The 14,236-nt window shown below is 70.4% G+C and carries 11 protein-coding genes; 4 read left to right on the top strand and 7 right to left on the bottom strand.

Translation table 11 applies throughout. The features are described 5' to 3' along the window. Positions 1 to 5: 5 nt before the first annotated feature. The 6 genes from ACFXQA_RS13215 to ACFXQA_RS13190 form a co-directional block, all read right to left on the bottom strand. Positions 6 to 1,442 (bottom strand): MFS transporter, encoded by a 1,437-nt coding sequence (locus ACFXQA_RS13215; RefSeq protein ID WP_394520338.1) that lies wholly within the window; start codon positions 1,440 to 1,442, stop codon positions 6 to 8. A 132-nt stretch (positions 1,443 to 1,574) separates the two neighbouring features. Next, a complete protein-coding gene (locus tag ACFXQA_RS13210; RefSeq protein ID WP_394520337.1) occupies positions 1,575 to 2,405 on the bottom strand; it encodes an MBL fold metallo-hydrolase in 831 nt (276 codons plus the stop codon). Positions 2,406 to 2,409: 4 nt separating this feature from the next. Then, complete coding sequence (locus ACFXQA_RS13205) at positions 2,410 to 4,092, bottom strand: allophanate hydrolase (protein WP_394520336.1); 1,683 nt, start codon at positions 4,090 to 4,092, stop codon at positions 2,410 to 2,412. Further along, positions 4,089 to 7,703, bottom strand: coding sequence for an urea carboxylase (gene uca, locus ACFXQA_RS13200; RefSeq protein ID WP_394520335.1), 3,615 nt, complete (start codon positions 7,701 to 7,703; stop codon positions 4,089 to 4,091). Before uca ends, ACFXQA_RS13205 begins: the two co-directional genes overlap by 4 nt. Continuing rightward, entirely contained in the window at positions 7,700 to 8,380 is a 681-nt protein-coding gene (locus tag ACFXQA_RS13195) for an urea amidolyase associated protein UAAP2 (RefSeq protein WP_394520334.1), read from the bottom strand. Before ACFXQA_RS13195 ends, uca begins: the two co-directional genes overlap by 4 nt. 10 nt (positions 8,381 to 8,390) lie before the next feature. Continuing rightward, the gene (locus tag ACFXQA_RS13190; protein ID WP_394520333.1) at positions 8,391 to 9,230 is read right to left on the bottom strand and encodes an urea amidolyase associated protein UAAP1; all 840 of its coding nucleotides are present in this window, start codon (positions 9,228 to 9,230) and stop codon (positions 8,391 to 8,393) included. A gap of 84 nt (positions 9,231 to 9,314) precedes the next feature. Here ACFXQA_RS13190 and ACFXQA_RS13185 point away from each other — a divergent pair, with 84 nt between their 5' ends. Beyond that, positions 9,315 to 9,974 (top strand): TetR/AcrR family transcriptional regulator, encoded by a 660-nt coding sequence (locus tag ACFXQA_RS13185; protein WP_394520332.1) that lies wholly within the window; start codon positions 9,315 to 9,317, stop codon positions 9,972 to 9,974. A 150-nt stretch (positions 9,975 to 10,124) separates the two neighbouring features. Beyond that, a complete protein-coding gene (locus tag ACFXQA_RS13180; protein ID WP_394520331.1) occupies positions 10,125 to 11,636 on the top strand; it encodes a high affinity choline transporter 1 in 1,512 nt (503 codons plus the stop codon). Positions 11,637 to 11,656: 20 nt separating this feature from the next. Here ACFXQA_RS13180 and ACFXQA_RS13175 read toward each other — a convergent pair whose 3' ends face one another. Beyond that, positions 11,657 to 12,703 carry a phosphotriesterase family protein gene (locus ACFXQA_RS13175; RefSeq protein WP_394520330.1) on the bottom strand — a complete coding sequence of 349 codons (1,047 nt, stop codon included), beginning with the start codon at positions 12,701 to 12,703 and terminating at the stop codon, positions 11,657 to 11,659. Between the two features lie 23 nt (positions 12,704 to 12,726). Between ACFXQA_RS13175 and ACFXQA_RS13170 the strand changes: the two genes are divergently transcribed. Next, on the top strand, positions 12,727 to 13,086 hold the full coding sequence (locus ACFXQA_RS13170) for a cupin domain-containing protein (RefSeq protein ID WP_394520329.1): 360 nt from the start codon (positions 12,727 to 12,729) through the stop codon (positions 13,084 to 13,086). 6 nt (positions 13,087 to 13,092) lie between these two features. Beyond that, the gene (locus ACFXQA_RS13165; RefSeq protein WP_394520328.1) at positions 13,093 to 14,178 is read left to right on the top strand and encodes an LLM class flavin-dependent oxidoreductase; all 1,086 of its coding nucleotides are present in this window, start codon (positions 13,093 to 13,095) and stop codon (positions 14,176 to 14,178) included. Positions 14,179 to 14,236: the final 58 nt, after the last annotated feature.

Genomic DNA, 14,236 nt, shown 5'->3' with positions numbered 1-14,236 from the left:
GTCGATCAGCCGACGTGCATCATCGCCGGGCTGTCGCCGGCGGCGACCGGCTTCGTGCCGGCACCGCGGACCATCACCAGGGCGATCGCGCTCGCCACGACCAGGGCGACGGCCACCGCGATGAAGGTCGCACCGTACGCGTCGGCGAGCACGGCCGGCTCGGGCCTCGCTTCTCCGTTCACGGCCGAGACGTAGATCGCGGTGAACACCGACAGCCCGATCGAGCCGCCGATCTGCATCGCCGAGTTCGCCAACGCTGATGCCGCGCCCGCGTCTTCGGGGTCGATGCCGGCGAGAGCCACGTTCTGCAGGGGCACGAAGATGAGAGCCATACCGATGCCCATCACGATGAGCGCCGGCATCACCTGCACGAAATAGTTGCCGGTCTCGGTGATGAAACTGAGGTAGACGAGCCCGACGGCGGCGATGAGGGGGCCGGCGATGAGAAGCGGTCGCGGGCCGGTGCGTGCCAGCATCCGCGCGGCGAACCCCGCCACGATCATGATCGAGATCGGAAGCGGAAGGGTGGCCAACCCCGCCTGGAGCGCCGACATGCCGAGGACGATCTGGAGGTGGAAGGTGAGGTACAGCATGGCGCCGATCATCACGGTGCCCGCGACGGCCTGAATCAGGAATGCCCCGCCGCGCACCCGGTTCGTGACGATCCGCAACGGCAGGAGAGGCTGCGCGACCCGGCTCTCGATCCAGACGAAGAGCGCCAAGAGCGCGACCCCGGCCGCCAGGAAGATGATCGTGCGGGGACTCCCCCACCCCTCTTCAGCGAGGCTGAACCCGTAGACGAGCGACCCGAGCCCGAGCGTCACGGTGACGGCCCCGACGATGTCGTAACGGTTCTCGCCCTCGGCCTTGCTCTCGCCGAGGAACATCAGCCCGCCGATGAGACCTGCCACGACGAAGAACACGTTCACGAACAGGCACCATCTCCAGTCGAAGAAGTCGGTGAGAAGCCCTCCGAGAACGAGCCCGACGGATGCTCCTGCACCCGCCACCGTGCCGAACACCGCGAACGCGGTGTTGCGCTCCTTGCCCGACGGGAAAGTGACGGTCAGCAGGGCGAGAGCCGCCGGGGCGAGCAGGGCGGCGAAGGCTCCTTGCAGACCACGTGCCACGATCAGCTCGACGCCGCTCTGCGCGAAACCGCCGTAGACGGAGGCGAGACCGAAGCCGACCATGCCGACGACGAAGGTGCGCTTGCGGCCCCAGTAGTCGGCGACGCGGCCGCCGAGCAGGAGGAGCGCGCCGAACGCGAGGGCGTAGGCCGTGACGACCCACTGACGTTGACTGTCGGAGAGGTCGAGGTGCGCCTGCGCCTGCGGGAGGGCGATGTTGACGATGGTGCCATCGAGCACCACGACGAGCTGGGTGAGCGAGAGAACGCCGAGCGCCCACCATTTGCGTCGTTCGGGCTGGGGTGCGGACATGGAGAAACCTCCGGGTCGTTTGACGGATGCCGGAGGTTTCGAGCCTCGGATCGATGCCGCAGAAGAGGACCGACCACCCCGGCCCACGTGGCCGGTCAGACCACCATCCTACTCCGCGCAGCGCCGCCGCGATCAGGACTGCTGTGCGATGACCTGGCGCCACGGCCCCCATTCGGGATCGTGCGCGGGCCACACCTCCACGCTGTCGCGGGCGTCGAGATCGTGCAGTCGCCGCGCGGCGCCGGCCGCGCGCGCGTCGCCGTCGTGACCCACCGTCGACCCGCAACGGACGCAGTCGACGATGTTGCGCCGGAGGTCGGCGGCGTCGCCCGCCAGAACGACGGTGCGATCGCCGAGATCGACGACGAACGATTGATGGCCCGGAGTATGGCCCGAGGTGTCGATCGCCTGGAGCCCGGCGGCGAGGGAGGTGTCGCCGTCCAGCGTCACCACGGTCAGGCCCTCCCGCACCAGGTCGTCCACGAACAAGAACGCGGCCCGCGCGTCGGTCGCCGAGAGCACGTGATCCCATTCGCGCGCTTGGAGGAGCAGCGGCTGATCCGGAGAGAGCAGCCGCGCGGCCCCCGTGTGGTCGAAGTGCGCGTGGGTGATCGCAGCCGCGGCGAGGTCGCCCCACTCCAGGCCGGCAGCGGCGACCTGGTCGACGAGCGGGTCGCCCGCGGGCACGATCGGGAGGTAGTTCTCGTAGTCGAAGCTCGCGACGCGGCGGTCGCGATCGCGGATGCGCGATGGATCGAATCCGCCGTCGATGAGAAACCACCCCTCGTCGAAGACGATCGCTGCAGCAGTGACCGGCTCCATGAGGAAACGGAAGCTGCTCCCCCCGGCGACCGACACCGATTCGGGGATCGGCTCGTAACCGACGACGAAGGGAATCAGACGTCGTGGACGCCCGCCGAGACGGAGAGGGGCGGCATCCGCCCACGGAGTCGGAACGGTCATCGGCTCATGCCTTCGAGGCGAGGAACGAACGCCACCCGCCGAACGCGGTGATGTCGACCGCCCCCTGCAGCGCCACGGTCTCGCACAGGAAGCCCGAGACGACCGACCCGTCGGCAAGCCGCGCGGAACCGATGCCCATCGGTTCCGGCAGCGCGGCGACGAAACCGCCGAACCCCGCGGCGGGCAGTCGCCACACCTCGCCTTCGATCGAGGCGCCCTCCGCGTCGACGCGGACCAGTCCGGGCTTCGGCGGGGTCGTGGCGAGCGCGAACAACCGGTAGTCGGCCGACGTCGTCACGGCGGCGGCGAAGGTGCCGCCCGCCGCGACGAGTTGGTGGTTCAGCGGCTGACCGCGCAGGTGCGCCCCGACGACGAGCACCTCTATCGCCGGTGCCGAGATCCGCTCGGCGAGCTGGGCCAGCGTGCGGTCGGCGAACGCCGCGCCGGTGAGCATCACACCGAACGGCTTGCCGCCCACCACCCCCGCGGGAACGGCGAGCGCGCTGCGATCGAGGAGGTTGGCGAAGTTCGTGAAGCGCCCCATGCGCGAGTTCGCGCCGACGGGGTCTGCGGCCACCTCGTCCAGCGTCGGATGCCAGGTCGTCGTGGGCGTCAGGAGGGCCACCGTGCCCTCGAGTCGGCGGAGACCCTCGAGCCCGAGTCGCTCGAGCTTCTCGCGATCACGGAAGTAGTCGACAGCTCGGGCTTCGGCTCCGGCCAGCACGATCGCCGCCACCGTCGGGTCGATGTCCGTGCCGATGAGATCGCGGTTCGCCTCGATGAACCCGCCGACGGCGGCGGTCCGCTCGGCGACGAACGCTCCGCCGTAGAGGAGCGAGGCGGCCTCCAAGAGCGGAGCGATGTCGACTTCGACGATGTCGACACCGGATGCGGCGAGCCGCCCGACGACGCCGCGGAAGGTCTCCGCCCATCCCTCTGCGAGCCCCTCGAGGTGCTCGGACGTCGGGATGGCGACCACTGGCCGGGCGGGAAGCGGTGGGGCGGGCACATCGACCCGGGCGAGCGGGTCGACGCCGTCGGGCCCGCTCATGAGTTCGGCGGCCTCGCGGGCGAGCGTCAGCTCGCGGGCGAAGACCGTGACGCAGTCGATGCTGCGGCAGGCCGGGACGACACCGGTCGTCGGCACGAGTCCGACCGTGGGTTTCACCCCGACGATGCCGTTCAAGGCGGCGGGCACGCGGCCGGAGCCGGCCGTATCGGTGCCGAGAGCGATGTCGACGACGCCGAGCGCGGTGAGCACCGCCGAGCCCGAGCTCGATCCGCCCGAGATTCGCATGGGATCCCAGGCCCCCCGGACGGCGCCGTACGGGCTCCGCGTGCCGACGAGTCCTGTCGCGAACTGGTCGAGGTTCGCTTTTCCGAGAACGACCGTGCCCGCTGCGCGCAGCCGCGCGACCGCCGTCGCATCCGCGGAAGGGGCGTAGGCGTACGCGGGGCTCCCCGCCGTCGTATCGAAGCCGGCGACGTCGATGTTGTCTTTCACCGCGGCCACGGTGCCGGCGAGGGGCAATCGCTCCCCCGCTGCCACACGGCGGTCGATGTCTGCGGCCTCGGCGCGTGCCTCGGCCTCGGGCCGGAGCGAGATCCACGCCTCGGGGCGGTCGACCGCGACGTTCCGGGCGTAGGCGGCGACCACGCGTTCCAGCGCCGCGCCGACGCCGGTCATCGGGTCACCTCGACCGCCGCCAGGAGCTGGCCCGCCTCGACGCGTTCGCCGGGCCGCACGTAGATGCGGTGCACGGTGCCCGCCTCGGTCGCGTTCACGGCCGTCTCCATCTTCATCGCCTCGAGTACCAGCATCCGATCTCCCTCTTCCACGTCGTGCCCCGGTTGCGTTTCGATCTTCCAGACGGCCGCCGAGAAGGGGGCCCGCACCGCGACGCAGCCCGGCGGCAGTGGTTCTTCGGTCGGTACCGCAGCGACCGTCCCCGAGTCCACCGGGCGGTCGAACTCCCCGGCGGCCCGCCAGCGGTCCCGCTCCGCACCGAAGGCCTCCTGCTGCCGAGCGCGGAACGCGTCGATGCCCGCCGCGTTGTGGGCGAGGAACCGTTCGTGATCAGCCAGCCGGAACTCTCCGTCGACGGTCTCGAACTCCCCGCGCCCGGCGTCGGTCTCGGCGCGGAGCTCGAGCAACTCGTCGGCCGAGACGGGATACCAGCGGATGCGGTCGAAGAACCGCAGCGCCCACGGGTTGTCGCGGAAGAGCCCCCCGCGCCGGAACCTGTTCCACACCTGCACCGTGCGCCCGACGAACTGGTAGCCGCCGGGACCTTCCATGCCGTAGATGCAGAGATACGCACCACCGATGCCGACGGAGTTCTCCGCCGTCCAGGTGCGGGCGGGGTTGTACTTCGTCGTGACGAGGCGATGCCTCGGGTCCAGCGGTGTCGCGACCGGCGCACCGAGGTAGACGTCACCGAGACCGAGCACGAGGTACTGCGCGTCGAAGACCGTGCGGTACACGTCGTCGACGCTGTCGAGCCCGTTGATGCGGCGGATGAATTCGATGTTCCAGGGCGTCCAGGGAGCATCGTCGCGGACCCCCGCCATGTACCGCTCGATGGCCAGGCGGGTGGCGGGGTCGTCCCACGACAGCGGCAGACGCACCTCGCGGGAGGGCACCACGAGTTCGCGCGTCGGCGGCAGGTCGTCGTCCAGTTCGCGGAGGAGTCCCACCAGCTGGGAGGCACGGAGCACCGACGCGTCGGTGTGCACCTGCAGCGAACGGATACCCGGGGTCACGTCGACGATGCCGCGCGGGGCGTGCTCGGCCAGGCTCGTCTGCAGCGCGTGCACCCGCATCCGCAACCCGAGATCGAGCTCTTGCGCGCCGAACTCCACCAGCAGGTTGTCGTCGCCGTCTCGGCGGTAGGTCACGCGGGGCCGATCCACGCCGCGCTCGTCGACATCGGCCTCGCGCACGGCGATGACACCGTCGTCGCCGTCGCCGCGCCCGACGAGGGGCGGGGCACCCAGCGCGCGCGCCGACTCGAGCCGGGCGGCATCGACCTCGCGAACGGGCGAGAAACGCACGGTGTCTCCCGGGCGCAGCTGACCGGTCTTCCACAACTCGCCGCTCGCGACGACGGCGGGGCAGACGAACCCGCCGAGACTCGGCCCATCGGGCCCGAGGATGATCGGGGTGTCTCCGGTGAAATCGAGCGCGCCGACGGCGTACGGGGTGTCGTGGATGTTCGACGGGTGGAGGCCCGCCTCCCCTCCATCGGTGCGGGCCCATTCCGGCTGCGGTCCACTCAGCCGCACGCCGGTACGCGCCGAGTTGACCTGAACCGTGTACTCGGAGGCGTAGAGCTCGTCGATGTCGGCACGGGTGAAGAACTCCGGCGCGGCATGAGGGCCCTCGGTGACGCCGATCGTCCAGTGCGTGGTGAGGTGCGGACGCCGCTCCGACGGAGTCGCGCCGACCTGTGAGGCGTCGACCACCTGAGCCCGACGCAGCACGTCACCGGCCACCAGGGCACGGCCCCCGTGCCCGCCGAAACCTCCGAGGGTGAAGGTCGAGGCGCTTCCGAGGTAGGCGGATACATCGATCCCGCCGCCGACGGCAAGGTAGGAGCGGATGCCGGGACCGGCGGAAGCCCCCACGCGCAGCACGCCGCCCGCGGGAACCTCGACGGGTGCCCACATCGGCACGACAGCGCCGTCGAGCGTCACCTCGACGGGCGCCCCGGTCACGCAGAGGACCGTCGGGGCGGTCAGGCGGAGGGTGGGCCCGGTCAGCGTGATCTCGAGTCCGGGGGCCTGGGGCGGGTTGCCCACGGCGAGGTTCGCCTCGCGGAACGAAACCGCATCCATCGGCCCCGACGGCGGCACGCCGACCTGCCAGTAGCCGAGTCGACCGGGCAGGTCCTGCACGGTCGTCATCATTCCGGGCTCGACGACCTCGATGCGGGGGTCGGGATCACCGATGCCGTCGAGGGTGCCGGTGTCGTGGGCGGCGTCTCGGACGAGCGGATGCTGCACCACCTCGCGCAGCATCCCGGTGCCGGTCACGATCCCGTCGATGCGCGTGTCGGCGAGCGTGGAGTGGAGGAGGTCGAGGGCCGCGTCGCGCGACGAGGCGTGCGCGATCACCTTGGCGAGGAGCGGGTCGTAGTACGACGTGACCTCGAGTCCGGGTTCGATCCATGAGTCGACGCGCACGCCGTCTCCGGAGGGCAGGTGCACGCCGGTGACGAGACCGGTGGAGGGCGCGTTGCCGCGGTCGGGGTCTTCGGCGTAGATGCGCGCTTCGACCGCGTGACCGTTCGGCGTGCGGGCGGCCTCGAAGAGCGAGGCGTCGAGGGCACCGGGCCCGCCGGATGCCAGATCCAGCATGAGCCCGACGAGGTCGATGCCGAAGACCGCCTCGGTGACCGGGTGCTCGACCTGCAGGCGTGCGTTGACCTCGAGGAAGTACGCGCGCTCCGCGATCGGGTCGTAGACGAACTCCGCGGTGCCGGCCGAGCGATAGTCGACGCTCGCCGCGAGAGCGGCGGCCGTCGCGTGCAGTTGCGCGCGCACGGCATCGGGCAGCCGCGGCGCGGGAGCCTCTTCGATCACCTTCTGGTTGCGGCGCTGCAGCGAGCAGTCCCGGTCGCCGAGAACTGCCACACGGCCGGCGCCGTCGCCGAACAGCTGCACCTCGACGTGCCGCGCGGGACGCACGTACTTCTCGACGAAGAGCCCCGACGATCCGAAGTTGGCCTGTGCCTGACGGGTCACCGCGTCGAACGCTTCGGCGACCGCGTCTTCGTCGGCGCAGACGCGCATGCCGATACCCCCGCCGCCGCCCGTGGCCTTGAGCATGACGGGGAACCCGATGGCGGATGCGGCGGCGACCGCCTCGTCACGCGTGGCCAGCACACCGCTCCCCGGAAGGAGGGGCACGCCCGCCGCCGCGGCGAGCTCCCGCGCGGTGTGCTTGAGTCCGAACGCGTCGAGCTGGTCGGGCGTGGGGCCGACCCAGGCGAGCCCGGCGGCTTCGACGGCGCGCGCGGCCGCGGCGTTCTCGGCGAGGAACCCGTAGCCCGGATGGATCGCCCCCGCCCCGCTGCTCGCTGCGGCGTCGAGCACGGCGTCGATGCGCAGGTACGACTCGGCGGCGGGCGCAGGCCCCAGGCGCACCGCGATGTCGGCCTCGCGCACGTGCGGGGCGGCGCGGTCGGCGTCGGAGAAGACCGCGACCGTGCGCAGACCGTGCTCGCGCGCCGAACGCACGATGCGGCGCGCGATCTCGCCCCGGTTCGCGACGAGGACGGTATCGAAGCCGCTCACGGGCTCGTCACGATCATGCGCAGCGGCGTGCAGCTGAAGTCGTTGCACGGGTTGTTCATCTGCGGGCAGTTCGAGACGATCACGAGCACGTCGCGTTCCGCGCGGAGAGCGACCCGCTTTCCCGGGCCCGACATGCCGTCGACGATGCCGAGCGACCCGTCGGCCTCCACCGGCACGTTCATGAACCAATTGAGGTTCGATACGAGGTCGCGCGCACCGAGGCCGTGGTGGGCTGCCTCCGCCAGGAAGTTCTCGCGGCAGCCGTGCTGATAGAGGGTGTGATGGCCGTAGCGCAGCGTGTTCGACTCCTTGCTGCAGGCACCACCGATCGTGTCCTGTCGATCGACCTCGTTGCCGACGACGGTCATGAGCGGACGCCCGAGGTTGCTGCGGAGCACCGTGCCGGTGCGAACGTAGACGTTCTGCTGCCAGGCGATCGTGTCGGCGGCGGAGTAGCGCTCGTCGGTGTCGGCGGCGGAGTAGGCGAGGAAGTCGGCCGACTGGTTGCCGCCGACGTCGACGATGGTCAACACGGAACCGGCTGGGATGACCGCCGACCACGCGGCGCGGGGCGCCACGACTTCGTCGCGGACGATCTCGCCGTCGGCGAGGGGCGACGACCAGTCGAGCGCGACGCCTTCGGCGTGGACGGGACGGTCGGGAACGGTGGTGATCATGGCATCCTCCTCAGAGACCGGCGAGCTCGGCATAGGCGATGGTGTTGCGGTACGCACGCGTGCGTTCGGGGCTCGCGAAGAAGACGTCGTCGTCTTCGCCGGTCGGGCGTTCCGTCCAGGCGATGACGCGGAGCGGCCCGACGACGTAGTCCTCACGGGGGTCGGCCGCGTGGGGGACGTTCGCGACGAGCAGGATGAGCGGCAGCTCGGCACGCAGGTCGACGCGGGTTCCGGCACCCGCGGATCCGTGCCAGACGAGTGACCCCTCAGCATCCGCCCTCACCCCCTGGAAGAACGTGACTGCCGGGGGCAGGTCGCGCGAGGTCAGGCCGTGCTTCGACGCTGCGAGCCACAGCAGCCCGTGTCCAGACGGCGTCGGGCCCTCGGGAAGCGCGTCGCCGTACTTCTGCTCGTTCCACGCGTCGCTGGTCGTGCCGCAGAAGGCGTCGTGCCGCCCCGAGGTGTCGGCGACGACGGTGGCGAGCACCCGCCCGTCACCGGAGAGCAGCGGATGGCCGTCACGGAGGTAGGCCTGCCAGGGGATCTTCTGGGTGTCGGCGACGTTCAGCCGTTCTGCGGGGTTGACGGCGTTGAAGACGAGGACGTGCGCGCAGGCGTCTCCGTGGGGGTCCTCGAGTCGGATGCGCGTGCCCCGCGCAACCCTGAGGTGGGTGTAACCCCCGGGCGCCACGGTCTCCGCCCACCGGAGCGACGAGGGCTCGACGTCTGCGGGCGCGAACGGCGCGGACGCAGGGGGGAGGTACGGCATCCATTCCGACTCGGTGGCGCGGGCGCGGGCATCCTCGCGCGCACGTTCGACATCACCCAGGGCGAGCTTTCGACCGTCCATTCCGGGAACCTTTCTATCGATTGACAGGTATGACACCACGTCGGCGTTTCGCCCGTGTTACGACACGGGCGTTACGGTGGGTCCATGGCGCCGGCACGAACCGGACGACCCCGCGTCGCGGGCCCGTCCCCCACCGGTCAGGGCACCCGGGCCGACGTGCTCACCGCCGCGGCGGCGCTGTTCTGCACCCGCGGGTACACGTCGTCGAGCACGCACGCGATCGCCGAGGCCGCCGGCATCCGACAGGCCTCGATGTACCACCACTTCGAGCGCAAGCACGACATCCTTCTCGCTCTCCTGCTCGAGACCGTGCAGCCGTCTCTCGAGGTCGCCGCCCAGTTGCTCGCGGCCGACGACGACCCCGCGGCCAGGTTGTGGGCGCTGTGCGTCGCCGATGTGCGGCTGCTCTCGGCCGGCCCCGAGAACGTCGGAGCGCTGTACCTGCTGCCCGAGGTATCGGAAGACGCCTTCCTGCCCTTCCGCGAGCGGCGCAACGAGCTCGAGACGACGTACAAGACGCTCGTCGCGGCCAGCGGAGTCGCCGACGACCGCCTGCAGATCACGACCAGCCTCGTTCTGGGACTCGTGGAGAGCGTGATCCTCCAGCGAAAGCGCGGCGTCGTGATCACGGAGCGCACCGCGGAAGCCATCGCCTCGGCAGCGCTGCGCGTCCTCGACCTGCGCCCCGACGCGATCTCTCAGGCCGTCGCGGTCGGCCGGGACGCGCTCGACCGCATCGGCTGAGCCGCGCGTACTTCCCGGGTCCGGGTCGATCCCGGCTGATTTCACAGGACTGTTACACGGTCGAAACCGCTGATGGCGGTGCCGGTGGCGATTCTTTCTGTCAAGCAACAGAAACCCCACCCCACCGCCCTTTCCCGCCCGGGAGTTCACATGATCATCTTCGGAGTCGCACTCAGCGTCGTCGTCATCCTCGTCGTCGGCATCGTGGTCGCTCGCAAGGTCGACGGCGACAGCGCCAACTATCTCGTCGCCGGACGACGCCTCGGCGTCCCCCTCGTCGCCGTCTCGCTCACGGCCGCCGCCGTCGATGCGAACGCCACCGTCGGGAACACCGACCTCACCTCGCAATTCGGATTCTGGTCGGGAGCGTCTCTGGCGATCGGACTCGCGATCTGCCTGCTGCTCACCGGCATCTTCCTCGCCAAGCGCATGAACGCGATGAAACTGTTCACCCTCGGCGATTTCTTCCGCTTGCGCTACAACCGGCCCACGGAGCTCGCCGCCTCGGCGCTCATGGTCGTGTCGTTCACGATCCTTCTCGCGGGCAACCTCGTGGCGTGCGGCTTCCTGCTCGAACATTTCGCGAACATCCCGTACGCGTGGGGCGTGATCCTCGCCGTCATCCTCGTGCTGGCCTACACGATCGCCGGCGGCCTGTTCTCGGACGCCTATACCGCGGCGATCCAGACCGCGATCACGGTCGTCGCGTCGATCGTGCTCCTGCTCTGGGTGGCCGTGTCCTACGGCATCGTCATCCCCGAGGGGATGGGCCCGTTCGACCTCGAGCAACTGACCGACCCGGCGGCCGGAGCTCCGATCAACTGGGCGACGCTCGTCTCTCTGGCGATCGGCGACATCGTGGCGATCGACTTCATGCAGCGCATCTTCGGCGCCAAGAGCCCATCGGTCGCGCAGCGCTCGTGCTTCATCGCCGCGGGACTCACGGCGGCCATCGGCACCATCTTCGCGATCGTGGCGCTGAGCGTGTCGGCGACCCTCGGCATTTCGGTGGAGGACGGGCCGGTGCTCTTCACGCTCCTCGGAGACTTCGCGCCACCGCTCGTGGCGATCCTCGTGCTGTCGGGCATCGTGGCCGCCTCGTTCTCGACCGCGTCCGGCGCCATGCTCGCGACCTCGGCGATCGCGGTGCGCAACATCTTCACCGTCCGCCGCCACACCGGGGCAGGCCCCGACCCGCTGCTGCGCTGGACGCGGATCGCCATGATCCCGTTCGTGATCGGAGGCGCGTTCCTCGCCATCCAGGTGAGCCAGACCGGCATCCTGCTGACCCTCGCCTTCGACCTCATGCTCGCGTGCTTGGCCGCCCCGTTCCTGTTCGGCGTGTTCTGGAAGCGCCCCGGCTCGGCAGCCGCGCTCGCGGCGATGGCCGTCGGATTCGTCGTGCGGATCGTGTTCCTCGCTCTGACCCCCACGCTGTACGGCGTGCCGAACGACATCTTCTACGTCCCCAACACCGTCGTCGGAGCCGACTTCGACGGGTGGGCCACCCTCGTCTCGGCGCTGGTGGGCTTCGGCACCTTCGTGCTCGTCGCGGCGATCGTCGGACGCCGCGCGTCGGAGGTGGCGGCGGAGGAGAACGTCCGCGCCGATCTCGACGCGGAGCGCCGCTCCTCCGAGCCGGCGGTTCCCACCCCGGCGTGACGCCGGTGCCCGACGGCGGTTCACGCCGTCGCCGTCGGGCGGTCGAGGAGTCGTCGGGGCTCGTCCACCAGCATCGATCCGAGGAGGACGGGGTCGACCCCTAGCCCCCGCAGCTCCGGGACGATCCGCTCGGTCAGATACGCGTAGCCGTGGCCGCCGTACGCGCGCAGTTGGGCCTTCGTCCACACCGATTCGCCCAGCACGAAGCGCGCGCCGGGGTGATCGGCGACGTACGACGGGAAGAACGCGAGGCGCTCGCGGTCGGACGGATTGTCGACGCGGCCGGGGTGGACGGCCTCGGTACCGAAGCACATCTCGAGCACCGCGCCCGCGTCGGACAACGCCGTCCAGTACCCCGCATTCATGTACTCGTCGACGTTCGAGAACACGACCCGGTCGGCAGCGAGTCCGGCGGCGCCCACGATCTGCAGCACCTCGGGTCCGCGGAATGCGTCGGGGTCCAGCCTCACCGACACGCTCGCGCCCGTCCGTACCGCGGCGCGGGCGGCGGCGCGCAGCTGCTCGCGCTCGCGGCGCTCGAGGGCTCCCGTCGTGCCCATGATCCCCAGCATCCCGGCCCGGAAGCCCGTACCCGGAATCGCGGTGGTCAACGCCTCGACGAAGTGCTCCTCGAGCTCGCCCTCCGACATCGCGGCCACCCACGCGGGGACGAGGCGGGGCACGTAGGCACCGTACGAGCTGATGATCGTCACCCCGGAGGCCGCCGATATCGCCGGCAGGTCTGCGTGCCGGGGCCCGAGGCCCCACGACGAGCACTCGACGACGGCGCGCTGACCCGCGACACCGGCCCGCGCGAGTTCTTCTGCGGCGAGGCCTGCATCGTCGAGCACGAGGTTGTCGGCGAGCGCGAGCGCATTCCAGCGGAGGTAGCCGAGCGACTCGATCACGACGCGATCCGAGGCCGGTGCGGGGACGGTGCCGGCGCGCTGCAGAGCCGACGAGTCGCTGAGCAGGTGGTCGTGCATGACGGTCGCGCCGAGGTCGGCGGCATCCATCGCCCCGCGCACTGTTTCGATCACACCGCCACCTCCGGATTGCGGATCCATTCAACACTATTTAGGATCCAATTATGACTCTTGTGATCCGGCCCTCCGAGGTCGATGCCGCCGAGCTCGACGCGAAGCCCCTCGCGCCGCCCAGCGCCCAGCCCCTCTCCGGCGAGATCATCGTTCGCGGCAAGGTGGCCTTCGCCAACGACGACCGCACGATCATCTCGGGCATCTGGGAGAGCGAACCGGGCACGTCGCGGTGGGAGTTCCTCACCCGCGGCGAGATCGTCCACATCCTGAGCGGGCGCATGACCGTGCAGCAGGACGACGGGGCGCCGGTCGAACTCACCGCCGGGAGCGCCGCGTTCTTCCCCCTCGGGTGGACCGGCGAGTGGACGGTCATCGAGCCGGTCCGTAAGTTCTACGTGGTCTACAAGTAGCCCGCGATGACGACGAACCGCCTGCAGCTCGGCACCTTCGGCACGAATCTCGCGCCCGGCATCACCTTCACCACGATTCCCGGCGCCTTGACCACCGACTGGTCTCGCGTGAAAGATCTCGCTCGCCGCGCCGAGGGCATGGGGTTCGAGGCCATCGTGCCGATCTCGCGGTGGAAAGGGTACGGCGGCGAGCACAATCCGCATTCCGACGCCTACGACACCCTGACGTGGGCGGCGGCCGTCGGCGCGGTGACAGAGAGTGCGCGCATCTTCGCGACCGTCTCGATGCCGGTGGTGCACCCGGTCATGGCGGCGAAGCAGATGGCCACGATCGATCACGTCACCGGCGGGCGCGCGGGCGTCAACGTGCTGGCCGGATGGTACCGCCCCGAAATGGAGATGTTCGGCGCCGATCTGCTCGCGCACGACCGTCGCTACGACCTCGCCGACGAATGGATCGACGTCGTCGAACGCCTGTGGACGGAGCCCGCGGAGTTCGACTTCGACGGGGACTTCTTCCATCTCGCCGGCGCCTACTCGGCACCCAAGCCGCTCGGCGCTCGCCCCCAGATCATGAACGCCGCCATGTCGGGTCGCGGGCTCGAGTTCGCCCTGCAGCACGCCGACAAGCTGTTCGTGAAGCTCAGCGACGACCGCGAGCAGGCGACCGCGCACGTGGCGAACGTGAAGCGCCAGGCGCGGGAGCGCTACGGGCGCGAGATCGAGGTGTGGACCTTCGGATACGTCGTCGACGGCGATACCGAAGAGGCCGCCCGCGACTTCCTGCACTATTACGCGCAGGACAACGGCATGCACGACGCCGCGATCAACGCCCTCAAGATCATGGGCGTCGAGGCCGAGGTCGCGGGCGACAACTCCACGGCGGCGCGCCGCTTCAGCTGGGTCGCCGGCGACGGCGGCGTGCCGCTGATCGGCACCCCCTCCCAGGTGGCCGACGGCCTGGAGTGGCTCGCCGACGTGGGGATCGATGGATGCTTGCTCGGCTGGCCGCTGTGGGAGGAGGGCATGGCGCGCTTCTCTGACAGCATCCTGCCGCTCCTCGACTCCCGCGGCCTGCGCGCCCCGCGCTGAGTGCGCCGCCGGCCACAGACCGCGAGACATCATCTGGGCGACGAGACCGTGGTTGACG

Origin of the sequence: Microbacterium shimangi, from assembly GCF_043556445.1 — a bacterium.
Classification (GTDB): domain Bacteria; phylum Actinomycetota; class Actinomycetes; order Actinomycetales; family Microbacteriaceae; genus Microbacterium.
Note: the sequence above shows the minus strand (reverse complement) of the source record. Positions and strands in the feature narration are given on the sequence as shown.